General features: G+C 69.2%; 23 protein-coding genes and 2 tRNA genes. 15 read left to right on the top strand and 10 right to left on the bottom strand.

Annotated features, from left to right (window positions below; all coding sequences use genetic code 11):
- The first annotated feature begins 76 nt into the window (after positions 1-76).
- Entirely contained in the window at positions 77-1,705 is a 1,629-nt protein-coding gene (locus tag R3I40_RS01230) for an inorganic phosphate transporter (RefSeq protein ID WP_239375882.1), read from the top strand.
- Between the two features lie 110 nt (positions 1,706-1,815).
- Here R3I40_RS01230 and clpX read toward each other — a convergent pair whose 3' ends face one another.
- The 5 genes from clpX to R3I40_RS01205 form a co-directional block, all read right to left on the bottom strand.
- A complete protein-coding gene (gene clpX, locus R3I40_RS01225) occupies positions 1,816-3,123 on the bottom strand; it encodes an ATP-dependent Clp protease ATP-binding subunit ClpX (RefSeq protein ID WP_239375884.1) in 1,308 nt (435 codons plus the stop codon).
- Positions 3,124-3,360: 237 nt separating this feature from the next.
- Positions 3,361-4,044, bottom strand: a complete 684-nt coding sequence (locus tag R3I40_RS01220; RefSeq protein WP_239375886.1) for an ATP-dependent Clp protease proteolytic subunit — start codon at positions 4,042-4,044, stop codon at positions 3,361-3,363.
- A gap of 26 nt (positions 4,045-4,070) precedes the next feature.
- Positions 4,071-4,688, bottom strand: coding sequence for an ATP-dependent Clp protease proteolytic subunit (locus tag R3I40_RS01215; protein WP_183376614.1), 618 nt, complete (start codon positions 4,686-4,688; stop codon positions 4,071-4,073).
- Positions 4,689-4,846: 158 nt separating this feature from the next.
- Positions 4,847-6,292, bottom strand: coding sequence for a trigger factor (gene tig, locus R3I40_RS01210; protein WP_285262522.1), 1,446 nt, complete (start codon positions 6,290-6,292; stop codon positions 4,847-4,849).
- A gap of 129 nt (positions 6,293-6,421) precedes the next feature.
- Positions 6,422-6,498: transfer RNA gene (locus tag R3I40_RS01205), tRNA-Pro, on the bottom strand.
- Between the two features lie 176 nt (positions 6,499-6,674).
- Here R3I40_RS01205 and R3I40_RS01200 point away from each other — a divergent pair.
- Positions 6,675-6,748: transfer RNA gene (locus R3I40_RS01200), tRNA-Gly, on the top strand.
- Positions 6,749-6,867: 119 nt separating this feature from the next.
- Here the strand turns inward: R3I40_RS01200 and R3I40_RS01195 are convergent.
- Both R3I40_RS01195 and R3I40_RS01190 read right to left on the bottom strand, forming a co-directional pair.
- Positions 6,868-7,944: an acyltransferase gene (locus tag R3I40_RS01195; RefSeq protein WP_285262521.1), complete on the bottom strand. Its 1,077-nt coding sequence runs from the start codon at positions 7,942-7,944 to the stop codon at positions 6,868-6,870.
- 58 nt (positions 7,945-8,002) lie between these two features.
- Complete coding sequence (locus tag R3I40_RS01190) at positions 8,003-9,355, bottom strand: MFS transporter (RefSeq protein WP_285262520.1); 1,353 nt, start codon at positions 9,353-9,355, stop codon at positions 8,003-8,005.
- A gap of 107 nt (positions 9,356-9,462) precedes the next feature.
- On the opposite strand from R3I40_RS01190, the gene R3I40_RS01185 reads away from it, so the two are divergent.
- A complete protein-coding gene (locus R3I40_RS01185) occupies positions 9,463-10,197 on the top strand; it encodes an NAD(P)H-binding protein (RefSeq protein ID WP_239375891.1) in 735 nt (244 codons plus the stop codon).
- Between the two features lie 31 nt (positions 10,198-10,228).
- On the opposite strand, the gene R3I40_RS01180 is transcribed toward R3I40_RS01185, so the two are convergent.
- Positions 10,229-10,903, bottom strand: coding sequence for an SRPBCC domain-containing protein (locus R3I40_RS01180; protein WP_317700046.1), 675 nt, complete (start codon positions 10,901-10,903; stop codon positions 10,229-10,231).
- Positions 10,904-11,067: 164 nt separating this feature from the next.
- Between R3I40_RS01180 and R3I40_RS01175 the strand changes: the two genes are divergently transcribed.
- The 10 genes from R3I40_RS01175 to R3I40_RS01130 all read left to right on the top strand — a co-directional run bounded on the left by R3I40_RS01175 (position 11,068) and on the right by R3I40_RS01130 (position 21,091).
- The gene (locus tag R3I40_RS01175; protein WP_183376684.1) at positions 11,068-11,739 is read left to right on the top strand and encodes an HAD family hydrolase; all 672 of its coding nucleotides are present in this window, start codon (positions 11,068-11,070) and stop codon (positions 11,737-11,739) included.
- Positions 11,736-14,297, top strand: coding sequence for a glycoside hydrolase family 65 protein (locus R3I40_RS01170; RefSeq protein WP_285262517.1), 2,562 nt, complete (start codon positions 11,736-11,738; stop codon positions 14,295-14,297). Before R3I40_RS01175 ends, R3I40_RS01170 begins: the two co-directional genes overlap by 4 nt.
- A gap of 61 nt (positions 14,298-14,358) precedes the next feature.
- Positions 14,359-14,955: a biotin transporter BioY gene (locus R3I40_RS01165; protein WP_259924099.1), complete on the top strand. Its 597-nt coding sequence runs from the start codon at positions 14,359-14,361 to the stop codon at positions 14,953-14,955.
- A gap of 23 nt (positions 14,956-14,978) precedes the next feature.
- Positions 14,979-16,094 (top strand): YihY/virulence factor BrkB family protein, encoded by a 1,116-nt coding sequence (locus tag R3I40_RS01160; protein WP_285262493.1) that lies wholly within the window; start codon positions 14,979-14,981, stop codon positions 16,092-16,094.
- A 9-nt stretch (positions 16,095-16,103) separates the two neighbouring features.
- Positions 16,104-16,553: a QcrA and Rieske domain-containing protein gene (locus R3I40_RS01155; RefSeq protein WP_183376600.1), complete on the top strand. Its 450-nt coding sequence runs from the start codon at positions 16,104-16,106 to the stop codon at positions 16,551-16,553.
- A complete protein-coding gene (gene trmB, locus R3I40_RS01150) occupies positions 16,546-17,439 on the top strand; it encodes a tRNA (guanosine(46)-N7)-methyltransferase TrmB (RefSeq protein ID WP_285262492.1) in 894 nt (297 codons plus the stop codon). The genes R3I40_RS01155 and trmB overlap by 8 nt, the downstream gene beginning before the upstream one ends.
- Positions 17,440-17,459: 20 nt before the next feature.
- Positions 17,460-18,521 (top strand): LCP family protein, encoded by a 1,062-nt coding sequence (locus R3I40_RS01145; RefSeq protein WP_239375903.1) that lies wholly within the window; start codon positions 17,460-17,462, stop codon positions 18,519-18,521.
- A gap of 102 nt (positions 18,522-18,623) precedes the next feature.
- Complete coding sequence (locus R3I40_RS01140; protein WP_183376594.1) at positions 18,624-19,001, top strand: DUF4235 domain-containing protein; 378 nt, start codon at positions 18,624-18,626, stop codon at positions 18,999-19,001.
- Positions 19,002-19,215: 214 nt separating this feature from the next.
- Positions 19,216-20,388: a sensor histidine kinase gene (locus tag R3I40_RS01135; protein WP_285262491.1), complete on the top strand. Its 1,173-nt coding sequence runs from the start codon at positions 19,216-19,218 to the stop codon at positions 20,386-20,388.
- Between the two features lies 1 nt (position 20,389).
- Positions 20,390-21,091 (top strand): response regulator, encoded by a 702-nt coding sequence (locus tag R3I40_RS01130; RefSeq protein ID WP_239375907.1) that lies wholly within the window; start codon positions 20,390-20,392, stop codon positions 21,089-21,091.
- 30 nt (positions 21,092-21,121) lie between these two features.
- Here R3I40_RS01130 and R3I40_RS01125 read toward each other — a convergent pair whose 3' ends face one another.
- A complete protein-coding gene (locus tag R3I40_RS01125) occupies positions 21,122-21,640 on the bottom strand; it encodes a hypothetical protein (protein WP_239375908.1) in 519 nt (172 codons plus the stop codon).
- A gap of 238 nt (positions 21,641-21,878) precedes the next feature.
- Here R3I40_RS01125 and R3I40_RS01120 point away from each other — a divergent pair, with 238 nt between their 5' ends.
- Together R3I40_RS01120 and R3I40_RS01115 are read left to right on the top strand one after the other, a co-directional pair.
- Complete coding sequence (locus R3I40_RS01120; protein WP_183376588.1) at positions 21,879-22,361, top strand: CarD family transcriptional regulator; 483 nt, start codon at positions 21,879-21,881, stop codon at positions 22,359-22,361.
- A 98-nt stretch (positions 22,362-22,459) separates the two neighbouring features.
- Positions 22,460-23,074, top strand: coding sequence for a 2-C-methyl-D-erythritol 4-phosphate cytidylyltransferase (locus R3I40_RS01115; protein WP_239375909.1), 615 nt, complete (start codon positions 22,460-22,462; stop codon positions 23,072-23,074).
- Between the two features lie 54 nt (positions 23,075-23,128).
- Here R3I40_RS01115 and R3I40_RS01110 read toward each other — a convergent pair whose 3' ends face one another.
- Positions 23,129-23,920 carry an IspD/TarI family cytidylyltransferase gene (locus R3I40_RS01110; protein WP_239375910.1) on the bottom strand — a complete coding sequence of 264 codons (792 nt, stop codon included), beginning with the start codon at positions 23,918-23,920 and terminating at the stop codon, positions 23,129-23,131.
- Between the last annotated feature and the right edge of the window lie 107 nt (positions 23,921-24,027).

Below are 24,027 nucleotides of genomic sequence, written 5' to 3'. Positions count from 1 at the left end.
ACTTCGATGTGGTGAGCCGTTCACACCGACCGGTCAGAGTGCAGATGGACCGTCCCCCACACGGAAGGAATCGGCGATGTCCTCCTCCATCAGCCAGTCCCCCGCTGCCGAGAACGACAGCGCCGGCGAGACCACAGCCAAGCCGCCCGGCGACGCCCGCTGGCACGTCGCCTTCGGTGTCATCCTCATCGGTGCGCTCGCCGCGTTCATCCCCTGGACCCTCGGTTACGTCGGCGACACCAGCGCCGTGGTCCTGCTGATCCTCGCGGTCCTCCTCGGCGTGTTCATGGCGTTCACCATCGGCGGCAACGACGTCGCGAACTCCTTCGGCACGTCCGTCGGCGCCGGCACGCTGTCGATGAAGCAGGCGCTGATGGTCGCCGCCGTGTTCGAGGTCTCCGGCGCGATCATCGCCGGCGGCGAGGTCACCGACACCGTCAAGAGCGGCATCGTGGAGCTCGACACGATCTCCCACTCCCCCATGGACTTCGTGTTCATCATGATGTCCGCGCTCGTCGGCGCCGCCGCCTGGCTGCTGTTCGCCACCCGCATGGGCTGGCCGGTCTCGACCACCCACTCGATCGTCGGCGGCATCGTCGGTGCCGCGCTCTGCATCGGCTTCACCACCGGCTCCGGCGGCTTCGACATGGTGCAGTGGAGCGAGATCTGGACGATCGTCATGTCCTGGGTGCTGTCCCCGCTGCTCGGCGGCATCGTCGCGTTCGTCCTGTTCGGCCTGATCAAACGGCACATCCTGCGCTACAACGAGGAAGCGGACCAGGCGATGCGGGAGCTGAAGCTCAAGCGCATCGAGCACCGTCGCCGCGAACGCAGCGCCTTCGAACGCCTCTCCGAAATCCAGCAGATCGCGTACACCAACGCCATGGCGCGCGACTCCGCGACCGTCCGCACCGCCGACTACGAGCGGGACGAGCTGGAGTCCACCTACTACCGCAACCTGTACGACATCGAGCAGGAGGCGCAGGGCGTCGAATCGCATCGCGCGATCGAGGTGTGGGTGCCGCTGCTCGCCGCCTTCGGCTCGATGATCATCGGCTCGATGCTGCTGGTGAAGGGTCTGAAGAACCTCGAGCTCAACGTGTCCCCGCTGGCGACGACTCTCATGCTCGGCATGGTCGGCGCGACCGTGTGGATGGCGGTGTTCATCTTCGCGAAGTCGATGAAGAAGTACGACCTCGACCGCACCACCTTCCTGCTGTTCTCCTGGATGCAGGTGTTCACCGCCAGTGCCTTCGCGTTCTCCCACGGCTCCAACGACATCGCCAACGCCATCGGCCCGTTCGCTGCAGTGCTGGATGTGCTGCGGACCGGCGCCGTCGGCGAAGAGGCCGTCGTTCCCACCCCGGTGATGATCACCTTCGGCATCGGCCTGGTCGTGGGTCTGTGGTTCATCGGCCGACGGGTGATCGCGACCGTCGGCTCCGGTCTGACCCGCATGCACCCCTCGAGCGGCTTCGCGGCGGAGCTCGCTGCTGCCGCGGTCGTGATGAGTGCATCGTCGCTGGGTCTGCCGGTGAGCTCCACCCACATCCTCATCGGTGCGGTGCTGGGTGTGGGCCTGGTGAACAAGGCAGCGAACTGGTCGCTGATGCGCCCGATCGCCCTCGCCTGGGTCGTGACCCTGCCGGCGGCGGCGCTCATCGGTGCCGTTTCCGTGTGGATTCTGCGCCTCGTGTTCGGCTGAGAATCCGGCCGCGGCGGTGGGGTGCGCCCCGCCGCCGCGGCCTGCCCCGCCGGGATCCGCCCCGCCGCAGCCTGTCCCGCCTCGGGACGCTGATGCGCGGGGCGCAAGCGTCAGGCGCTGGTGCGCACCGACTCCTGCTGCTTCTGCGCTTCCTTCTGCGTCAGCATGATCGGCTCGCGTCCGCTGGTCACCACGCCCTCAGTGATGACGACCTTCGCGATGTCGCTGCGGGAGGGGATGTCGAACATGATCGGCTGAAGGGTCTCCTCCATGATGGCGCGCAGCCCGCGGGCGCCGGTGCCGCGCTGCAGGGCACGGTCCGCGATCGCATCCAGGGCCGCCGGTTCGAACGACAGCTCCACATCGTCATAGGCGAACATCTTCTGATACTGCTTCACCATCGCGTTCTTCGGCTCCGTCAGGATGCGGATCAGCGCGTCCTTGTCGAGGCTCTTCACGGAGGTGAGCACGGGCAGGCGGCCGATGAACTCGGGGATCAGCCCGAACTTCAGCAGGTCCTCCGGCTGCACGTTGGAGTACAGCTCCTTCTCGTCCATGCGGCTGGGCAGCTGGGAGCCGAAGCCGATGCCGCCCTTGCCGGTGCGGTTCGCAACGATGTCCTCGATGCCGGCGAACGCACCGGCCACGATGAAAAGGACGTTCGTGGTGTCCAGCTGAATGTAGTCCTGCTGCGGGTGCTTCCGGCCGCCCTGCGGCGGCACCGCCGCCACCGTGCCTTCGAGGATCTTCAGCAGCGCCTGCTGCACGCCCTCACCGGACACGTCACGAGTGATCGACGGGTTCTCCGCCTTGCGGCCGATCTTGTCGACCTCATCGATGTAGATGATGCCGCGCTCCGCCTTCTTCACGTCATGGTCCGCGGCCTGCAGCAGCTGCAGCAGGATGTTCTCCACGTCCTCGCCCACGTAGCCGGCTTCGGTGAGGGCGGTGGCGTCGGTCATGGTGAACGGCACGTTCAGCATCTTCGCGAGGGTCTGCGCGAGGTAGGTCTTGCCGCAGCCGGTGGGGCCCACGAGCATCACGTTCGATTTGGCGACGTCGACGTCGCTGAACTCGTCCTCGCGGCGGGCCGACGGGTGCTGCGCTGCCTCATCGCGGGCGCGCACGCGCTTGTAGTGGTTGTAGACGGCCACGGACAGGGCGCGCTTCGCCTCTTCCTGGCCGATGATGTGGGTTTCGAGGAAGTCGAAGATCTCCCGCGGCGAGGGCAGCTCCTGCTCCGGTTCGGCCTTCGCCTTCTCTGCCTGGGTCTCCTCAGCGATGATCTCGTTGCACAGTTCGATGCACTCTTCGCAGATGTACACGTGGGGGCCGGAGATCAGGCGTTCCACCTGCTTCTGCGACTTGCCGCAGAAGGAGCAGGAGAAAACGTCGGAATCGTCGCCGAGCTGCGCCATGGAGGAATCCCTTTCGAAGCCGCTGTGGTCCGTTCAGCCTATCGAAACCGTCGGCACGCTCCCGGATTTCGGAGGCGGGGCGCGTCACCGTTCGCCGCCAGCACACACCGAGTGTGACCTGCACCTCGCCGCCGCGCGCCCGCGCCCGGAACAGGTGCCCTGCGAACAGAAGCGCCGGGCCCCGCCCCTCGGTGGGGCGGGACCCGGCGCGTCCGGATCAGAGTGAAGTGGGCCGGATCAGTTGGGGATCTGGCCGGCCGCGTCGGTGCGGCGCTCCAGCACCTGGTCCACCAGGCCGTACTCGAGCGCAGCCTGAGCGGTCAGGATCTTGTCGCGCTCGATGTCCTTGTGGATGAGGTCCCGGTCGCGGCCCGTGTGGTGGGCGAGCGTGTCCTCCAGCCAGGTGCGCATACGCAGGATCTCGTTCGCCTGGATCTCGATGTCCGAGGCCTGGCCGCCGCCCTGGCCGCCCATCGCGGGCTGGTGGATCAGGATGCGGGCGTTCGGCAGTGCGAGGCGCTTGCCGGGGGCGCCGGCGGCGAGCAGCACAGCGGCCGCGGATGCGGCCTGGCCGAGGCACACGGTGGTGACGTCCGGCTTGATGTACTGCATGGTGTCGTAGATCGCGGTCAGGGCCGTGAACGAACCGCCGGGGCTGTTGATGTACAGCGTGATGTCACGGTCCGGGTCCTGCGACTCCAGCACGAGCAGCTGCGCCATCACGTCATCGGCGGAGGCGTCGTCCACCTGCACGCCGAGGAAGATGATGCGGTCCTCGAACAGCTTCGCGTACGGGTCCTGGCGCTTGAAGCCGTAAGGGGTGCGCTCCTCATAGGTGGGCAGCACGTAGCGGGAGCTGGGCATCTGGCCGGCGGACGCGTACGGCATCGAACCGGAAGCCATCATGGGGTCAAAGGTCATGGAAGGGTCTCCTCAGTCTCGACGGGTCAGTTCTTCGCGGTGCCGCCGGCACCGGTGACGTCTTCCGCGCCGGAGACGATGTGGTCGATGAAGCCGTACTCGAGGGCTTCCTGGGCGGTGAACCAGTTGTCGCGGTCGCCGTCGGCGATGATCTGCTCAACGCTCTTGCCGGTCTGCTCCGCGGTCAGCTCCGCCATCTGCTTCTTCATCGAGAGGATGAGATCCGCCTGGATCTTGATCTCCGAGGCAGTGCCGCCGAGGCCGCCCAGCGGCTGGTGCATGAGCACGCGGGTGTGCGGCGTGGCGTAGCGCTTGCCCTTGGTGCCGGAGGACAGCAGGAACTGGCCCATGGATGCCGCCATGCCCATGGCGACCGTCACCACGTCCGGCTTGATGAACTGCATGGTGTCGTAGATGGCCATGCCAGCGGTGATCGAGCCGCCGGGGCTGTTGATGTAGAGGTAGATGTCCTTATCAGGGTCCTCAGCGGCGAGCAGCAGCAGCTTGGCGCAGATCGCGTTCGCGTTGTCATCGCGCACGTCCGAACCGAGCCACACGATGCGCTCCTTGAGCAGGCGCTGGTAGACGTTGTCATCCAGACCGAGGGGCAGCTCGCCCGACGCGTTGCGAGGCTGATCTGTCACAGTGCACTCCTTGTAGGGGCTCGACGATGGTTGTTTCCAGACTACGCGAGGGCCCGGCCGCTGCCTGGACGTGTTCGCCAGGGGCGCACTCGCGCAACGAGAAGGGGCGGGCACCGTCGGTCGCCCGATGGTGCCCGCCCCTTCGGCGAGTGATCAGATCACTTCGCGTCGTCGGACTTCTCGTCCTTCTTCGCGGTGGTCTTCTTCGCGGTGGTCGACTTCTTCGCCGGCGCCTTCTTGGCGGTGGACTTGGTGGACTTCTTCGCCGGTGCCTTCTTGGCGGGCTTCTTCTCGTCCATGTCCTCGGCGTCGTCGGCCTTCTCGGAGTCGGCGGCGTCCAGACCCAGGTCGATGGCCTTGCCGGACTCCTTGCCCTTCACGGTGACCTTCGCGAGAACCGCATCCAGGGCCTTGGAGCGCTGCACCTCGCCGAAGATCTGCTCGATCTGGCCGGACTGCGCCACTGCCTGCAGGAAGGTGTTCGGGTCCATGCCGTACTGGGCGGCCATGGCGGACATGTAGTTCATCAGGTCGTCCTGGCCGACCTCGACCTCGTTGTCCGCGAGGATGGCGTCGAGCAGGAACTGGGCCTGGATGGCCTTGACGGTGTCGTCCTTGATCTCATCGCCGTGCGGGTCGTCCTCGGCCTTGCCCTCGTTCTCGAGGTGAGCGGTGATCTCGTCCTTGACGAGCTGCTCCGGCACGGGGATCTCAAGGTCCTCGAGGAGCTTCTCCAGCAGGGCGTTGCGGGCCAGGCCGGCCTTGTTGGCGTCGGCGTCCTTCTCGGCCTGCTTCTTCAGGTCGTCCTTGAGCTCGTCGATGGTGTCGAACTCGGAAGCGAGCTCGGCGAACTCGTCGTCGGCCTCGGGGAGCTCGCGCTCCTTGACGCTCTTGGCGGTGACGGTGATCTGAGCCTCTTCACCGGCGCGGTCGCCGCCGGCCAGCTTGGAGGAGAAGGTGGTGGTCTCGCCGGCGGACAGGCCCGTCAGAGCCTCGTCGAGGCCCTCGAGCATGTTGCCCTCACCGATCTGGTAGGAGACGCCCTCCACGGTGTCGACCTGCTCGTCGTCGATCTTCGCGTCCATGTCGAGGGACACGAAGTCGCCGTCCTTGGCGGGGCGGTCCACGCCCTTGAGGGTGCCGAAGCGCTCACGCAGGGCGTCGAGGCGGACCTGCACGGCGTCGTCGTCGACCGTCGGCTCCTCGATCTCGACCTCGTAGGAGGCGAAGTCGGGCAGCTCGATCTCGGGGCGCACGTCCTGCTCCACAACGAAGACGAGGTTGCCCTCCTCCTCGCCCTCGAGGCCGGGGACCTCGGTGACGTCGACCTCGGGGCGGCCGACGGGGCTGATCTCAGCCTCGGCAGCGGCCTGCGAGTAGAAGCCGGGCAGGGCGTCGTTGACGGCCTCCTGGATGATGGCGGCCTTGCCGAAGCGCTGCTCGATGAGAGCCGTCGGCACCTTGCCCTTGCGGAAGCCGGGCATCTGCACCTCGCTCGCGATCTTCTTCGCGGCCTGGTCGATGGCGGGCTTCAGCTCTTCGAACGGAACTTCGACGTTGAGCTTGACGCGGGTTGCGTCGAGCTTCTCGACTGAGGTCTTCACGTGGGGGACACTCCCTTGGTTGACTGATCGACGATAAAGAATGAGAAGGGCCAGTGCGTCGGGGCACCGGCCGCGCAGCTCTCGTGCTGTCAGCGCCGCTTCCGGTGGCTCTGCCGCGCCGGAGCCGGCTGGTCGGGATGACAGGATTTGAACCTGCGACCTCACGCTCCCAAAGCGCGCGCTCTACCAAGCTGAGCTACATCCCGAAAAAGACGACCCCAGCGAGTCTATCCTCACCGCTGAAAGGGCGCTGGGTCTGTGCTGACCTTTGTGACCCGCCTCATCGGGCAGATCACACTTCTGGGACGCCGGAACGGTTGGGCGGCCGACGGGTTCTGTGATTGAATAGGAGACCGGCCGACGGCCTCGTCCGGAAGCCTTCGCGGATGTAGCTCAATGGTAGAGCCTCAGTCTTCCAAACTGATAGTGCGGGTTCGATTCCCGTCATCCGCTCCACGAGAAGCCCCCGCCCAGCATGTTGCTGGCCGGGGGCTTCGTGCTGCTCGAGGGCGAGGCTGAAGCTGTCGCCGAAGGTCATGACCTGGAGGTCGGCGACGCGGTGAGCCGCACCCGGTTCAGACGAAGCGGCGCAGTCCCGGGATGCGGATCCACACCAGCATCAGCGCGAACGACAGGACCACCGCGAGCGCCCACACCACGAGGTTCGGGCCCAGCGCCTCCGACTCCAGCGCCGGGAACCAGGTGCGAAGCTCCGCCACGAACACCATGTGCACCAGGTACACGCCGAAGGAGGCGCTGGCGAGCGGCCGCAGGAGGCGTCGGCCCCCGTCCCCCACCCGCCAGGACATGCCGAGGGAGGCCGCCGCGACGAACAGCACCACGCTCATCGCGGTCAGCAGCGGCGAGAAGTACGACATCACCAGCGCCGAATCGAGCAGCGGCGGCGCCTCACCGGGGTGCAGGATCTCCCAGGCGCACACCGCGACCAGCAGCGGGAACAGGGCCGCACACGTCCACCCGATGCTGCGGCTCGGCGGATGTGTGACGAGGGCGTACCCGAGCACGTAGTAGCCGACGTACGGCAGGAAGAAGGTGAGGATGCTGCCGGGCAGCAGGTCCATCGGGGCATCCGCCTGGTCGAGGAGGCCGGCGGCGACGGCCGTCAGTGGAGTCCAGGCGACACCGGCCGCGGCGAGGGCATAGGCATGGCCGGCGCTGCGCTCCACGAACGGGGCGAGCACCGGGGACAGCAGCGAGAGGCCCAGCACGACCCACAGGAAGTACAGGTGAGGGGCGGCGTCCGCCCGGATCGCCTGCCGGATCAGGCCCTTCCCGGTCAGCTCCGTGCCCCAGAGCAGCGGCTGGACCACCAGCATGTACAGCGCGCTCCACGCGAGGGCGGCGGGCAGCAGACGCAGGAAGCGGGTGCGGAGGAACGCAGCGGTGCCGCGGCGATGCGCCCCCTCGGTGAGGTTGAGCGCGCCGGACATCATCACGAAGACCGGAACCGCGGGGCCGAGCGCGGAGCGCAGCAGCGCTGTGGGCCAGTCGACGGTGTCCGCCGTGTACGCCGGGGCGATCGCGTGGATGCCGAGGACGGCGATGATGGCGATGACGCGCATGGCGTCGAGGAACGGAATGTACGGGCGTGCGGCGCGGGTGGGCGCGGTGGCGCCGGCAGCTCTCGCCATCGATCCTCCGGCTGGGGTCGGGTCCGTGGGTGAGCGACGAAGCCTACGCCCCCGCGCCTCACCGGCGGCTGGGGGCGGGGGTGACGCGCGGCAGGATGCGGGCGAGCCATGCCCCGCCGGCGCCGCACAGCACCGCCATCGTGCCCGCCGCGACGCCGACGGGCGCCACCACGGTGACGGCGGTGACGAGGCCGGGGCCGGCGAGCTGCCCCACCCCGACCAGGGAGTTCCAGCGCCCGAGGTCCCGCACCCGGTACTGGGGGCGGGCGAGGTCCACGCCGAGGGTGACCTGGATGCCGGAGCCGAGGCCGTTGCCGAGCGACATCACGGTCGCCGCTGCCAGCAGGGCCGGCAGGGCCCACGGCTGCGGGGTGGTGGCGTGGCCGCCGAGCGCGAGCGGGGCCATCAGTGCCATCCCGGCGGCGAGGCCGAGGCTGCAGGGGACCGCGACGGCGGCGCGCCCGAAGCGGTCCATGAGGAGTCCGGCGGGATAGAACAGCGCGATCTCCACCACCGCGGCGATGCCGACCACGATCGCGACATGGTCCTCGCCGAGGCCGAGGCTGAGCGCGACCAGCGGGATGATGATCATGCGGTTGGAGCGGCTCATCGACACCGGCAGGATGCCGGCGGCGACGGCGATGCGTCGGCGGGCGGCGTCGCGGTGGCTGAGCGGTGGGGTCGGGCGGCGCAGCGGAGCAGGCGCAGCGGCATCGGGTGCCCCGGTCCCGGGTGCGGCTGCATCGGGCGTCGCACTGTCAGGTGCAGCGGCATCCGCGGACGCTGCATCGGCTGAGGCGGGCCCGGGTTCGGGATCATCGAGCGGCAGCAGGGTGAGCGCCACCAGCACCGTCGCGAGCACCATCAGGCCCGTGTGCAGGAAGAACACCCCGGCGGTGCTGCCGGCGGCGATGACCGCCGCCCCGATGAACGGGCCCACCACCTGCCCCATCCGCAGCGCCCCGCCGAGGGTGGTGAGGCCGCGCGCACGGATCGACTCCGGCAGCGCATCCGCGAGATACGCCTGTCGGCCCACATGCCACAGCACGAGCCCCATGTTGATCACCAGCAGGCCCGCGATGAGGGCGAGGCGATCCGCGGGCCCTGCCCCGTCGGCCCCACCGGCCGCCAGCGCGCGATGCACCACAACCCCGAGGCCGAGCGAGGTCACCCCCTGCAGCGCCCCGCTCGCGAGCAGCGCCCTCCGCTCCCCCATCGCCGCCAGCAGCCGCGCCAGCGGGATCGGCAGCAGCACCGCGCACAGCCCCTGGATGAGGCCCAGGGCGGCCGCTTCGGGGACGCTGAAGCCCAGGCGCACCGCGATCAGCGGCAGCAGCGGCAGATAGGCGGACACGCCCGCATATTCGAGGAACAGGGGCAGATAGATCGGCAGGATCAGCCGCTTCAGCATCCGCCGCCTCCCTTGCCCGCCGGTGTCGTCCTGTGGTTACGGGTCCTTAGACTATGCCCGGTCAGCATCGGCGCCCCGCGCCGTCTCAGCCAGAAAACGGAGTCCCCATGCCCGCATCCCCGACTGCCCGCACCGGCGAGGTCGCCGTCATCGATGCCGCCGGAGCCCTCGGCGACGCCGTCATGCGGGAGGCCGCCCTGCAGGGCCGACGGGTACAGGCGCTCACCAGCGCTCCTAGCGACCTGGTCGTGTTCTCCAGCGCCGTGACCCCCGTGGTGATCAGCGGCGACGCTGCCCCGGACCGACTCGCCGACGCCGCAGCAACAAGCGACGCGGTGGTGCTGTGCCTGGGCGCGGCACTGCAGGACCCGCCGCTCGCTCCGGCGGGTGGTCGACCGACGGATGAGGCCGTGACCCTGGCGCTGCTGCGCGCCCTGCGCTCGGCCGGCGAGGACGGCGCGGCGACGCGACTGGTGGTGTCCCTCCCGATCGAGGCGCTCGGCCTGCGCACCGACGGGCGCAGGGCCCCGTCGGCCCCGACGCGCCGCACCCCGCTGCTGGAGCGCGCCCGAGCCGTCCGCGGGGCCACCGATCGCCGCGCGCAGCTGCTGGATGCGCGGCGCGCCCTCGAACTGGTGCTGCTCAGCGGCGCCGACTGGACAGCGATCGCGCACCCGCCGGTGCTGGTGGCGCCGGGACCCGCGCCCACGCAGCTGCTGCCGGTGTCCTACGCCCCGCAGGCGTCCGCGCAGGTCAGCGCACAGGCGTGCGCGGCCCGGCTGCTGGAGCTCGCCGACGCTCCCGGCAGCACCGGTCAGCAGCTGGTGATCAGCGAAGTGTGAGGCGCGAGAGCCGCCCAGCGCACCCGGGGCGTCAGCTCTGCGCGGCCTGCGGGGTGTAGGCGCGCACCGTGTTCTCCTCGCCCACCCGGGCCGTCGCCTCCGGGACGCCCGCCGCGATGGCAGCAGCGGCCCAGCGGATCGCCCAGGCGCGCACCGTCTGCGCGCCGTCCTCACTGGCCAGCCACACCGGGTCGGGAGCCGGCAGATCCGCTGCGCAGGCGGCGATGGAGGCATCCCCACCGATCTCGGCGTAGCGGGCGAAGCCCATCAGGGCGATCTCCCAGCCGAGCGCCGCAGCCCCCGGACCGTACTGGGCGAACACCTCGGCCGGCATGGCGAGGCTGTGCTCGATCAGCAGCGAGGAGCTGCCGTCGTCAGTGGGGTCGATGCGCAGGGTCAGCTCATCGGCGCGGCCCTCATACTCCCACGTGAGATCCACTCGGTGCGGGGACTGCACCGACCGGATGGTGCCGTGGACGCCGCCGGGGGCGGTGAAGGCGCCGCCCTCACCGCCGTCGACCGTGACGGGTCCGTACCAGCGGACCAGATGCTGCGGATCGGTGAGCAGGGGGAACAGGTCCGTGGGAGCGCCGCAGCCGTGCAGGGCGAGCGTCAGGCGCAGGGCGACCGCGTCATCGGAGGTGGCGTCATCGTCGATCTGCAGGGAGCGGACAACGGCATCGATGAAGGGACGGGTGCTGGTCAACGATTCCTCCGAGGCGATGATCAGGATGATGACCCACTGCACGACAGCGGAGCGGGCGCTTCGCCGAAGAGCGGACCTCCTCTATCGTAGATCGCGTGAATACGTCGAAGCACCCCAGCGTGGCCGAATTCCGCCTCTCCGACTTCCCAGCGATCCTGTTCGACATGGACGGAGTGATCACACCGACCGCCGAGGTCCACATGCGGGCCTGGGACCGCATGTTCACCGAGTTCCTCACCGAGCGCGGCATCAGCGAGCCGTACACGGATCACGACTACTTCGACTACGTGGACGGCAAGCCCCGCTATGAGGGCGTCGACTCCTTTCTGAAGTCCCGCGGCATCGACCTGCCCTGGGGCGAGAAGACCGATGACCCGTCCACCGAGACGGTGTGCGGCCTCGGCAACCGCAAGAACGACCTCGTCCTCACCCTGCTGCGCGAGGAGGGGGTCCAGCCGTACCCCGGCACTGTGGCGCTGCTCGACTCCCTCAGCGACGACGTGCGCATCGCCGTGGTCTCCTCCTCCCGCAACGCGGAAGAGGTGCTGACCGCCGCCGGTCTCCTCGACCGGTTCGGCGTGATCGTGGACGGCAACGTGGCCGAGCGCGAGGGACTGCCGGGCAAGCCCGCTCCCGACACGTTCGTCCACGCCGCCGAACAGCTCGGCGCGGACCCCGCCGCCGCCCTCGTGGTCGAAGATGCCGTCTCCGGGGTGAAGGCCGGCGCCGCCGGGCCGTTCGCCGCCGTCCTCGGCGTGAACCGCGGCGTGGGAGCAGAGAAGCTGTACGCCGCCGGCGCGACCCTCGTGGTGGACGACCTGGGGGTGCTCGCATGACTCCCCGCCCGCACGACACCACGCACGCGCACCGGCGCGACCCGATGGACCGCCAGCAGTTCCCGGTCGACCCGTGGCGCCTGGTGGAGAGCCGACCCGGTGGCGACCTCGGCGTCACCGAAACGATCTTCGCCTCTGCCAACGGCTACCTCGGCATGCGCGCCACCCCCGAGGAGGGCCGCGACGCCACCGAGCACGGCACCTTCCTCAACGGCTTCCACGAGACCTGGGACATCCACCACGCGGAATCCGCCTACGGCTTCGCCACCGCCGGTCAGACCATCGTGGGCGTTCCCGATTCGACCGTCATCAAGCTGTACGTGGACGATGAGCCGCTCGTGCTGTCCAAGGCGGACATCCTCGACTACGAGCGCTCCCTCGACTTCCGCGAGGGCGTGCTGCGACGCAGCGTCCGGTGGCGCACCCCCGCCGGCAAGCACGTCCGCGTCACCTCCACCCGCATGGTGTCCTTCACCGACCGGCACCTCGCGCTGATGACCTACGAGGTGGAGATGGTCAAGGGCACCGCCCCCATCCTCATCTCCTCCCAGGTCCTCAACCGCGAGGACCTCGACCGCGAAGCGGGCGGCACCACCGATCAGGGCAGCGCCGACCCCCGCAAGGCCGCGAAGTTCAACCACCGCGTGCTGCTTTCCGAGCACACCCAGGAGCGGGACGGGCGGATCCACCTGGGCTACCGCACCGCCCATTCCGGCATCGGCGTGTCCGTGGCCTGCGACCACGAAGTCGCCACGGCCGACGGAGTCGATGTCGACCTCGCCACCGATGTCTCCGAGGACCTCGGCCGCACGGTGTTCCGGGCGGAGCTCGCGGAGGGGCAGCGCCTGGCCGTGACGAAGTCCGTGGCCTACCACTACGGCTCCCACGCTCCCGGCCGCGAGCTGGCCGACCGCACCGGCCGCACCCTGGACCGGGTCCGCAAGTACGGGTTCGCCCAGTACCACCAGTGGCAGGCGGAGTTCCTCGAGGACTTCTGGAGCCGCTCCGATGTCCGCGTGGAGGGCGCTGAGCACATCCAGCAGGCGATCCGCTGGTGCATCTATCAGCTCGCTCAGGCCGCTGCGCGCGCCGACGGCCGCGGAATCCCCGCCAAGGGCGTCACCGGCTCCGGGTACGAGGGCCACTACTTCTGGGACACCGACATCTACGTGGTCCCGTTCCTGTCCTTCACCTCTCCGGAATGGGCTCGCAACGCCCTGCGCTTCCGCTACGGCCTGCTGGAGTCCGCGCGCCGGCGCGCCACCGTGCTGAACCAGCGCGGCGCGCTGTTCCCCTGGCGCACCATCACCGGCGAGGAGGCCTCCGCCTACTATGCCGCCGGCACCGCGCAGTACCACATCGACGCCGACATCGCGTGGGCTTTCAACACCTACACCACCGTCTCCGGCGACCAGCAGTTCATGGACTCCCAGGGCGTGGAGGTGCTGGTGGAGACCGCCCGTATGTGGGCCGATCTCGGCTTCTGGCGCTCCAACGGCGAAGCCGTGTTCTACATCCACGGCGTCACCGGCCCGGATGAGTACACCACCGTGGTGAACAACAACCTGTTCACCAATGTGATGGCGAAGAACAACCTGGAGAAGGCCGCCGAAGTCGTCACCGAGCTCGCAGAGCGCGACCCGGGCGCCTACCGCACCCTGGTGGAGCGCCTGGACATCGACGAGGGCGAGATTGCGGAGTGGCGGCACTGCGCCGAGGGCATGTACATCGGCTGGGACGAGAACTTCGGCATCCACCCGCAGGACGACCAGTTCCTGGACCGCGAAGTGTGGGACGTGGCCAATACGCCGAAGGACCGCTTCCCGCTCCTGCTGAACTTCCACCCGCTGGTGATCTACCGCTTCCAGGTGATCAAGCAGGCCGATGTGGTGCTCGCACTGTTCCTGCGCGGCAGCGAGTTCACCCTCGAGCAGAAGCGCGCCGACTTCGAGTACTACGACCCGATCACCACCGGCGACTCCACGCTGAGCGCGGTCGTGCAGTCGATCATCGCGGCGGAAGTGGGCCACCAGGACCTCGCGATGGACTACTTCATGGACGGCCTGTTCGTGGACCTCGCGAACCTGCACCAGAACACCAGCGACGGTGTCCACATCGCCTCCGCCGGCGGTGTCTGGAACGCCCTCGTCCACGGCTTCGGCGGGCTGCGCAGCGACAGCGAACAGCTCGAGTTCGATCCGCGGCTGCCGGCGGCCTGGCCGTCCCTCGAGTTCAGCCTGCTGGTGCGCGGCTCCCGCTTCGAGGTGCGCGTCACCGCGGACGAGATCGCCTTCACGCTGCTGGACGGCCCCGAGATCGAGGTCGATGTGCGCGGGCAGCGCGTCCGCGTGACGGCGGACGGCGTCGCCGTCGCCCTGGACGGCCACGGCCCGGTGCTGGCGCCCGGGGAGCTGCGCACGCCGTCCTCCGTCGGGGACGTGCGGGCCGACGGCACCGTCGTCTCCAGCACGGTCCCCGCCGACCCCGAGTCGCCCTGGGAGTATCCTGAGGGCGCACCGTCGGACGCGGAGGGGGAGCCGGACGCTCACACGAGCTGACCCGTTCCACCGCCGCACCGCCGCCGCACTGACCAGTTCGCCCAACCCAAGGATCAACGCTATGACCTCCTCCGCAACGACGCTGGCTCACCGCCCCGTGCTGTCCGAGCGATTCCTGCCCGCTTCCTCCGCAGCCCGCACCATCGCCCTGGTGCTCGCCGGAACCGCGGCCCTGACGCTCATCTCCCAGGTGTCGATTCCGCTGCCGTTCACCCCAGTGCCGCTGACCCTCGCCACCTTCGGCGCCCTCCTGGTCGGCGCGAGCCTCGGCCCGGCGCGCGGCACCGCCGCCGTCGGCCTGTACGCCGTGCTCGCGGCCGTGGGCGCTCCCGTACTCGCAGGCTGGTCCTCCACCGGTGTCGCCGCCGCCTCCTTCGGCTACGTGATCGGCTACGTGCTCGCGGCCGCCGCCCTCGGCGTCGCCGCCCGTCGCGGCGCTGACCGCTCCGCCTGGCGCACCGTCCTGGCGGCGATCGCCGCCACCGCCCTGGTGTACGCCGCCGGCCTCCCGTGGCTCGCTCTGGCCACCGGCGCTGACCTCTCCACCACCCTCGTGCAGGGCCTCGTGCCGTTCATCCCGGGCGACATCGTGAAGGCCGTCGCCGCGGCTGCGCTGCTTCCGGCCGCGTGGAAGCTGGTGGGCGACAAGCGCGCCTGATGCGCCGTCGCTGAGTCGTCGGCATGGGCTCGCAGAAGTCTGAGATCACCGTGAGGCGTCCGCGCCTCACGGTGATCCACGTTCTGCACCGAGTGGGAGTGCGCATGCTCGAAGTGCAGGTGTGGGATGTCGCCGCCACCATGACCTTCTACGCCCTGCTGTCCTCCCTGCCCGCCTCGATCGCGCTGATCTCGATCCTGTCGATGCTCGGCATCGAGGAGCAGAGCGTCAGCGCCGTCGGCTCCCTCATCACCCAGATCTTCCCCACCGCCGACCCGGAACCGTGGGAGCGCGCCGTGCTGACGCTGTCCACCACCGGCGGCGGTCTGCCCGGCCTCGTGCTCGGCATCGCCGGGTCCCTCATCTCCAGCTCGAACGGCGTGGCCGCCTACCACCGCACCATGCACCGGGTGTACAACACTCGCGAGGGCCGCAGGTTCCTCTGGTTCCGCCTCGTGGTGCTCGGCGAAACGGTCCTGCTGATGGTCCTGTTCACCCTCGCGATGATCGTGCTGCTGCTCGGCAACGAGTTCTCCCGCCGAGTCGGCGTCCACATCGGCGTCCCGGAGGCCGCCTTCGACACCTGGAGCATCATCAAATGGCCGATCCTGCTGCTGCTCATCACGGTGCTGATCTCCTTCACCTCCGTGTACGTGCCGAACGTGCGCCTGCCGTACGAGCGGCTCATCACCGCCGGTTCCGCGCTCAGCGTCCTCACCCTGTTCGGGGCGGCAGCGGCCCTCGGCTGGCTGCTGGAGGTCATCACCTCCTACGCACAGGTCCTCACCACCCTGAACTCCCTCATCGGGATCCTCGTGCTGGCGTGGCTCGCCGCCATCGTTCTGATCACCGGGACCATCATCGATGCGGAGTTCCTGCGCGCCCGCCAGATCGCCGCCGGCCTGCCCGCCTGGGACCGTCTCTGCCTGGAGCCGGTGCACAGCGGCACGCTGGAGTACTTCGAACGCGATGAGGCCCGGCAGGCCGAGATGTGCCGGAGCGTCGCAGAGTCCGCCCGCACCGGTGAGCCGATCACCGTGCGCCGAGGTGTCCTCGTGGCGGAGGCGGACCACTGGCTCGCTGTGAATCCGCGCCCGGACGACCAGGCTCCGCCGAAGGAACCGGATCGGTCCGGGTAGTCTGGGGACATGACTGACTCTCCGCTCTCCCAGCCCTGCCTGCGCCGCCGCACCCTCGGTGCCCTCGGCGTCACCGGCGCCGCGGCGATCGCGATGACCGGCTGCGGCCCCGACCGCGGCAAGAACCCCGACAAGCCGTCGTCCGTGACCAGTGACGCGTCCGGCCAGGTGAGCCTCGATGAGATCCCGGAGAACGCCACCACCGTGGTGGACTTCGGCGGATCACGCGGCTACGTCGCGGTTGTGCGGGGCTCCGGGGAGGACCTCACCGGCTACTCCGGCTACTGCACCCATCAGGGCTGCGCTCTGTCCCCGCAGGACGAGGTGCTGCACTGCCCCTGCCACGGCTCCACCTTCGAACTGAAGGACGGCACTCCGGAGCAGGGCCCTGCCGTGGAGCCCCTGCCCACCGTGAAGCTGACCGTCACCGATGGCAAGGTGTCCCGCGCTGATGCCTGAACAGACCCCGACTGAGAACAGCGGACGGACCCGCAGCGCCGCCGCCTCCCGTCCCCGCCGCGAGATCGTCAGCTTCGTGCGCCGCGGCCGCCGCCTCACCGAGGAGCAGACCGAGGCGTGGGACGCCCACCACGAGCAGTACATGCTGGACGTTCCCCAGGGCGAGCGGGACACTCTCATCCACCCGGATGTGCGCCTGGACCCGGTGGAGCTGTTCGGCAACGACAATCCGCTGATCATCGAGATCGGCTCCGGTCAGGGCGACAACATCGCCCAGGCCGCAGCGGGTATGCCGGACCACAACTTCCTCGCGTTCGAAGTGTGGGGGCCGGGCAACGCCCAGACCGTCGTGCACCTGCAGCGCCTGGGCCTGCCGCAGAACCTCCGCATCCTCGAGTTCGATGCTGAGCACTCCCTGCCCGGCCTGTTGCCGGAGAGCAGCGTGGAGGAGGTGTGGATCTTCTTCGCCGACCCGTGGCACAAGACGAAGCACCACAAGCGCCGCCTCGTCTCCGCCGGTTTCCTGGAGGAGCTGCATACCCTGCTGAAGCCGGGCGGCCGGGTCCGCACCGCAACGGACTGGGCGGACTACGCCAGCCACCAGGCGCACGCCTTCGAGACGGTGGCCGCCCGCGGCCTCTTCACCAACGACCACCCGGACGGCCCGAGGCCGACGGGTTCCACCACTGACGAGATCCCGGAGGACTCCCCCGCCACGGGGTGGGCTCCGCGATTCGAGCGCCGTGTCCGCACCGCGTTCGAGGGGAAGGCGCTGCGCGCCGGCCGCCTCATCTGGGACCTCTCCTATTCTGCTCAGAAGCCGGCTGCACCGGCGGCGAGCGCAACCGAGGACGGCAGCGCCGCCTCTGAACCCACGACCCGCTGAGCATCCAAGGGGACCTGCCGATGAGCTCCACCCATGACGACCGCGACGACCTGTTCGACCGTGACGACTTCGACGGCCCCGACGACGGCGCGCTCGCCGCTGATGAGGCCGCGCCGACGGGCCGCCGCCGGTCGCGCCGCCGCAAGGGCCTGTGCTGCGGCCTGTCCGCTGTTCTGATCCTCGCGCTGGTCGCCGCCGCCGTGGTGGGCGGCTACTTCTTCTCCCTCAACGACAAGTACCAGAAGAACGTGGACTTCGTGACGCTGGATAAGAAGGACCGCGAAGCGCAGGGCAAGGGCACGAACATCCTCCTGCTCGGCTCGGACAAGCGCAGCGGCGAGGAGGCGAAGACCGTCACCGGTCAGCGCTCCGACGTCATGATGCTGGTGCACATCGATGCGGACAACAAGCACGCCTATGTGCTGTCGTTCCCGCGCGACCTGTACATCGACATCCCCGGCCACGGCAAGGACCGCATCAACTCGGCACTCGCCTACGGCGGTGTCCCGCTGGCCACGCAGACCGTGGAGAAGTACGTGGGAACGAAGATCGACCACGTGGCGCTGGTGGACTTCGACGGCATCAAGAAGATCGTCGACACCCTCGGCGGTGTGGACGTGGAGGTGTCCCGCAGCTTCGAGGGCGACGGCATCCAGTTCACCCAGGGCACCCAGCACATGGACGGCGAGACAGCGCTGACGTTCGTCCGCCAGCGCAAGCAGCTTCCGGGCGGCGACTTCGACCGCAACGCCAACCAGCGCGCGCTGCTCAGCGCTCTGGTCGGGAAGATCCTCTCCGGGGACACCCTGTCCGATCCGAACAAGATCCAGCAGCTCGCCGGCGACATCACCCCGTACATGACGGTGGACGACGGCCTCACCGGTACGAAGGTGGCGCAGCTGGGGCTGGCGAACCGCGGTCTCCGCTCGGAGGACATCACCTACGGCTCCATGCCGCACGGCGACCCCACCACCACCTCGGGCGGTGCGTCCGTGGTGGCGACCGACGACGCCGGAATGGAGAAGTTCCGCACCGCGCTGAAGGAGGACCGCCTGGACGAATGGGCAAAGGAGAACCTCTGAGTCCCGCGCACAGCGCCCGGCCGGGCCCGGCCTCCCGGTGCCCGGCCAGACACGGCGCGTAGACTCTCTCGCGCATCCGGAACCACAGAAGGGCAGATATCCATGGCCAAGCAGAACCACGGCATCGCCACGAAGCTCGCGATGACCGCCGCCAGCGCACTCGCCGGCGTCATCGGCACGAAGCTCGTCAACGGCGCCTGGGGAGTCGTGTTCGGAGAGCAGGCACCGACGTCGAAGGTGCAGAAGGACAACGACAAGGCACTCAAGGAGGAGATGAAGCGCGCCAAGAAGCAGGGCGCGTCGAAGCAGGAGATCCGCGCGATGGAGTCCTCCTACGACGCCCTGCCGGTGTGGAAGATCAGCCTCTACACGGTCCTCTCGGGCGCGGTCATCGCGGCTCTGCAGCTGGCGGCTCAGCGGGGCGCGGAGCGCGGTGCTGACCGTCTGGCGCACCGCCGTCCGCCGATGAACCGCGGCTGACGCCCCGGCATCCGTCGGCCCCACAGCCAGCGGATCTCCGCTGAACGGCCCGGTCCCCCGCCCCTGCGCGGAGGTGGCCGGGCCCACTCGTCTGTGGCCCACCTTGATCCCTCCGTGACCTCCAAGTGAACGAGCCGTGAATTCCTCCGATCGGCCCCGTGCAGCCAGCCGCCCCGACGACCGGACCGCTCAACGGACGGATTAGGGTGGAAGGGTGGATCTCCTGTTTCTTCTCATCGCCGGTGCCATCGGCGTCGTCTTCGGCGTGGCCGCCATGGTCGCCCTGCAGCGCAACGACTCGCGCCGCACGGTCGACATGCCGCGCCCGCACCAGGCCGTCGCAGACGTCACCTCCGAGATCCTCACGATCATCTCCACCGCCCACGTGCTGCTGGACCGCACCGGTGACGTGGTCCGCGCCTCGCCCCTCGCATTCAGCTACGGCATCGTCCGCGCCACCAACGGCGACTACCCCCGCCTCGCCTCCCCCGTCCTCATCGACATGGTCACGGACGTCGGCTCCAACGGCGGATACCGCGACCAGACCCTGGAGCTCAGCCGCTCCCACGAAGCCGACGGCACCGGCATCATCTCCGTGAAGATCGGCACGATCGGCTCCGACCATGTGCTGCTGCTCGCCGACGACCTCACCCGCGCCACCCGCGTGGAGGCCACGCGCCGCGACTTCGTCGCGAACGTATCCCATGAGCTGAAGACCCCAGTCGGCGCCCTCGCCCTCCTCGCCGAGACGATGGAGGACGCCGCCGACGACCCGGTCGCGGTGCGCCGCTTCGCACAGCGCATGCAGTCGGAGTCCACACGACTGAGCTCCCTGGTGCGCGAGATCATCGAACTGTCCCGAATCCAGGGCTCCAGTGCCCTGCAGGACGCCGACGAGGTGTCGATGGCGGATGTGGCCGAGCAGGCGATCACCGTCAACCAGACCGTGGCGGAGGGCGCCGGCATCCGCCTCGTGAACCAGGCGCAGGACGATCTGCTGGTGTACGGCAACCGGTCGATGCTGATCACGGCGCTGTCGAACCTGATCGCCAACGCGGTCACCTACTCGCCGAAGTCCTCGACCGTGACGATCTGCTCGCGCCGCCACAACGGCATGATCGAGGTGTCGGTCCGCGACCAGGGCATGGGCATCAGCCCCGAGGACCTGGAGCGCGTCTTCGAACGGTTCTTCCGCGTGGACAAGGCCCGCTCGCGCGCCCGCGGCGGCAGCGGCCTGGGCCTCGCGATCGTCAAACACATCGCCAATGACCACGGCGGCAGTGTGAACGCCCAGTCGGTGCTCGATGCCGGCTCCACGTTCACCCTCCAGATCCCCGAGCTGTCCGTTCCGGTGGCAGCCGGTGCCCGAATGAAGGAGAATTCGTAGCATGGCCCGCATCCTTGTCGTCGAAGACGAAGAGTCGTTCTCGGATCCCCTCAGCTATGCCCTGCAGCGTGAGGGCCATGAGGTGGCAGTTGCGGACAACGGCGTGGACGGTCTGGCGATCTTCAACCGTCACGGCGCGGACCTGGTCCTGCTGGACCTCATGCTGCCCGGCATGAGCGGAACGGATGTGTGCCGCGAGATCCGCCGCACCTCGAGCGTCCCGGTCATCATGGTGACCGCGAAGGACGACGAGTTCGACAAGGTCCTCGGTCTGGAGCTCGGCGCCGATGACTACGTGACGAAGCCGTACTCGTCCCGTGAACTGATGGCGCGCGTAAAGGCGGCGCTGCGCCGCAGCACTGACGCTGCCGGTGCGGCCGCGGATGAGGCGGAGGACGACGGCGTGTTCGAAGCCGCCGGCATCCGGATGGACATTGAGCGCCACGTGGTGAGCGTGCGCGGTGAGCGCGTGCAGCTGCCGCTGAAGGAGTTCGACCTGTTGGAGTTCCTGCTGCGCAATGCGGGCCGCGTGCTCACCCGCAGTCAGCTCATCGACCGCGTGTGGGGCTCCAACTATGTGGGGGACACCAAGACCCTCGACGTGCATGTGAAGCGCTTGCGCTCGAAGATCGAGGAGGATCCGAAGAACCCGCGCACCTTGGTGACGGTGCGCGGGCTCGGATACAAGTTCGAGGACGCCTGACCGGGCCGGCCGGTCACAGCGACGAGGGTCTCACTGCTGGGTGGTGAGGCCCTCGACGTATTCCTTGAGGTACGGCAGGGAGGTGTCGAGGACCGCCACGGTGACGGTGTCCTCGGAACCGGCGGCGGAGAAGGTGACCTGCATGTTGTCACCGGCTTCGATGCCGGACAGCTGGTCGACCTTGATCGCCTGGTGCTCCCCTTCGCCGAGGTCGACGGTGCCGTTGGCGGGGATGGTGACGGTCTCGGAGAAGAGCTCGGTGTCGCCGGCCTTGCCGGTCATCTCGACGGTCTGCTCCTCGGCGGTGTCGTTGGAGAGGGTGCCGGTGAACAGGCCCGCGCCGTCGTCCGTCTTGATCATCAGCATGTTGCGCAGGCCGACGGGCTCACCCGGACCAGCGGGGTACACGTTCGCGACAGTGCCCTCCGCGGACTGGTAGAACTCGTGGGTCTGAATGGGATTCAGGTTGCTGCAGCCGGACATCACGACTGCGATGCCGACGGAGGCGACCGCTGCGGCGATGCGGGCAGACGGGCGACGGATCTTCACGCTCACTCCTCGGGAGGGGAAAGGGACGGCCGGGCGGCCTTCGACCTCCCAAGGGTACCAGTATTCTCAGGGCGTCATCGGCTCGACCTGGCATGCCCCGCGCGTGGGCGCCGACACCCCGCCCGGCCCTGTCCTCCCCGCGGGGGCGGGCCGTGGGACGGGCTCGCCGTGATGTGGAGCGCACACCCTAGCACATCGGGGGTTTGCTAGGATAGAGCGGATGAAAGGGGCCGATGACATGAATTTCTCTGTGGGCGAGACCGTTGTGTACCCACACCACGGCGCTGCTCTGATCGAAGAGGTCAACCAGCGCACCATCAAGGGCGTCGAGCGCACCTACCTCAAGCTGAAGGTGGCGCAGGGCGACCTCACCATCGAAGTTCCGGCGGAGAACGCTGAGCTCGTGGGTGTCCGCGATGTCGTGGACAAGAAGGGTCTCGAGGAGGTCTTCGATGTCCTCCGTCAGCCGCACACTGAGGAGCCGACCAACTGGTCCCGCCGGTACAAGGCTAACGTCGAGAAGCTGGCGAGCGGTGACATCAAGAAGGTCGCCGAGGTCGTCCGCGATCTGTGGCGCCGCGACCAGGATCGCGGCCTGTCCGCCGGTGAGAAGCGCATGCTCTCCAAGGCTCGCCAGATCCTCACCAGCGAGCTCGCGCTCGCCGAGGACGTCGACCAGGAGCGCGCTGACGAGATCCTCGACGAGGTCCTCGCATCCTGAGCCCAGCTGACCAGCTGATGACATCCCGTCTGGCATGTGCCGTCAGCGCCGCGAGCGCTGACTCCTCCGACGTCCCCGGAGGGCGCATCCTGGGCGGGATGTCGCTTGTCCAGCGGGCCGTGCGCTCCCTGGACACCGTGGTGGATCCGTCGGTCGCCGGCGGCCGCGTCGGCCTGATCACGGCCGCCCCCGGCCGTGCGAGCAGTGACCACGCCGAGATCGCGGGGACGGCGGCGCTGGCCGCCGCGACCGCTCACCCGCAGGACGTCTGCCGCGTGCTCGCTCAGTGGGCGAGCCAGCAGGGGGCCGACGGAGTCCTGCTGCATGACGCGGGCCGCCCCCTCACCACCGAGGCGACGGTCCGCTCCGTTGTGCAGGCGTGGCGCGACGGCGCCGTCTGTGCGGTGCCGGGGATCCCGGTGACGGATTCGGTGAAGAGCGTGCGGGGCGACCAGCTGACCAATATCGAGCGGGCGTCGCTGACCGCTCTGCAGTCCCCGATCGTGGTGGATCTGCATCTGCTGGAGCGGGCGCTGGAGCATGAGTGGACCACGCAGTCGGCGGTGCGGGAGATGCAGGCGATCGGCGCTGACGTGGTGGTCGTGGACGGCTCCCATGCGGGTGAGCCGATGACCGATGAGCTGTCCCTGTGGCGTGCGCAGATCGCGCTGGGGCTGGCCCGTGACACGTCCGGGCCCCGTCGGCCCGCCTGAGCGGATCAGCACTCTTCGGCGACCGCGGCCGTTCGCGGCGCCGGATCAGACGCGTCAGCGGCCGGGGGCGAGTCCGTGGGCGCGCACCACGTCGGTGGCGAGCGCGAGGTCCTGCGCGAACGTGATCTTGAAGTTCTCCGCTTCCCCGCGCACCCACTGCACGGGGGTGGTGGTGTACCGCTCGATGCAGGAGGCGGTGTCGGTGCCGGCGAACCCGTCGCGGGCCGCTGCTTCGTAGGCCTCCAGGAGCGCATCGGCACGGAAGCCCTGCGGGGTCTGCACCCGGATCAGGTCGCCCAACGGCTGCTCGGCGGCGAGCCGGTCCGCGCCGTCGCTCGGTGCGAGCGCCGCGATGTCGTCCGCATGGAATCCGGGCAGCGCCCCGCCGTGGCGGCGCGCCGTGCGCAGGACCGTGGCGATGAGGCCGCGGGAGACGAGCGGCCGGGCGGCGTCATGGATCAGCACGGTGTCCACCGCGCCGCTCTCGATGCGGTCCGCGAGGTGGCGCAGCGCCTGCAGCTCGGACTCCTGGCGGGTGGCGCCGCCGCCGATGATCTCCACACGCCGCTCCCCCAGTTCGCGGGCCACCGTGTGCTCGGCGTGGTCGCGATCTTCGGGGCGGACCACGAACACGAGGGGGCCGATGCCGTCCACCGCCGCCATCGAGAGCAGGGACCAGCTGGCGATGCTGCGGTGCGCGAGGGTGAGGAATGCCTTGTTGATGCCGGCGCCGAAGCGGGACCCGCTGCCGCCGGCGAGGACCACGCCTGCGGCGAGGGGCCGGTCAGCGCCGCCGCGAACAGGTGGGCTCGGGGCAGGCGCAGCAGCGGGGCGATGGTCACTCACCCCTCCAGTGTAGGCGGCGAGCGCATCCAGAGGCGGGCCGCCGCGGTGGGCGCACGTGGTCGGGTCCACTCGCGCCGGTTCACACAGTGTCATAGGGTGGGGAGAAC

It is taken from the genome of Helcobacillus massiliensis (genome assembly GCF_033106145.1).
Taxonomy (GTDB): domain Bacteria; phylum Actinomycetota; class Actinomycetes; order Actinomycetales; family Dermabacteraceae; genus Helcobacillus; species Helcobacillus massiliensis.
This window is presented reverse-complemented; position numbering and strand designations above follow the sequence as displayed.

Coding starts and splice junctions, on each gene's coding strand:
- R3I40_RS01230 (WP_239375882.1), top strand. CDS start 77: ATGTCCTCCTCCATCAGCCAGTCCCCCGCTGCCGAGAACGACAGCGCC.
- clpX (WP_239375884.1), bottom strand. CDS start 3,123: ATGGCGCAGCTCGGCGACGATTCCGACGTTTTCTCCTGCTCCTTCTGC.
- R3I40_RS01220 (WP_239375886.1), bottom strand. CDS start 4,044: ATGACCTTTGACCCCATGATGGCTTCCGGTTCGATGCCGTACGCGTCC.
- R3I40_RS01195 (WP_285262521.1), bottom strand. CDS start 7,944: ATGGCGAGAGCTGCCGGCGCCACCGCGCCCACCCGCGCCGCACGCCCG.
- R3I40_RS01190 (WP_285262520.1), bottom strand. CDS start 9,355: ATGCTGAAGCGGCTGATCCTGCCGATCTATCTGCCCCTGTTCCTCGAA.
- R3I40_RS01185 (WP_239375891.1), top strand. CDS start 9,463: ATGCCCGCATCCCCGACTGCCCGCACCGGCGAGGTCGCCGTCATCGAT.
- R3I40_RS01175 (WP_183376684.1), top strand. CDS start 11,068: ATGGACGGAGTGATCACACCGACCGCCGAGGTCCACATGCGGGCCTGG.
- R3I40_RS01170 (WP_285262517.1), top strand. CDS start 11,736: ATGACTCCCCGCCCGCACGACACCACGCACGCGCACCGGCGCGACCCG.
- R3I40_RS01165 (WP_259924099.1), top strand. CDS start 14,359: ATGACCTCCTCCGCAACGACGCTGGCTCACCGCCCCGTGCTGTCCGAG.
- R3I40_RS01160 (WP_285262493.1), top strand. CDS start 14,979: ATGGGCTCGCAGAAGTCTGAGATCACCGTGAGGCGTCCGCGCCTCACG.
- R3I40_RS01155 (WP_183376600.1), top strand. CDS start 16,104: ATGACTGACTCTCCGCTCTCCCAGCCCTGCCTGCGCCGCCGCACCCTC.
- trmB (WP_285262492.1), top strand. CDS start 16,546: ATGCCTGAACAGACCCCGACTGAGAACAGCGGACGGACCCGCAGCGCC.
- R3I40_RS01145 (WP_239375903.1), top strand. CDS start 17,460: ATGAGCTCCACCCATGACGACCGCGACGACCTGTTCGACCGTGACGAC.
- R3I40_RS01140 (WP_183376594.1), top strand. CDS start 18,624: ATGGCCAAGCAGAACCACGGCATCGCCACGAAGCTCGCGATGACCGCC.
- R3I40_RS01130 (WP_239375907.1), top strand. CDS start 20,390: ATGGCCCGCATCCTTGTCGTCGAAGACGAAGAGTCGTTCTCGGATCCC.
- R3I40_RS01120 (WP_183376588.1), top strand. CDS start 21,879: ATGAATTTCTCTGTGGGCGAGACCGTTGTGTACCCACACCACGGCGCT.
- R3I40_RS01115 (WP_239375909.1), top strand. CDS start 22,460: ATGTCGCTTGTCCAGCGGGCCGTGCGCTCCCTGGACACCGTGGTGGAT.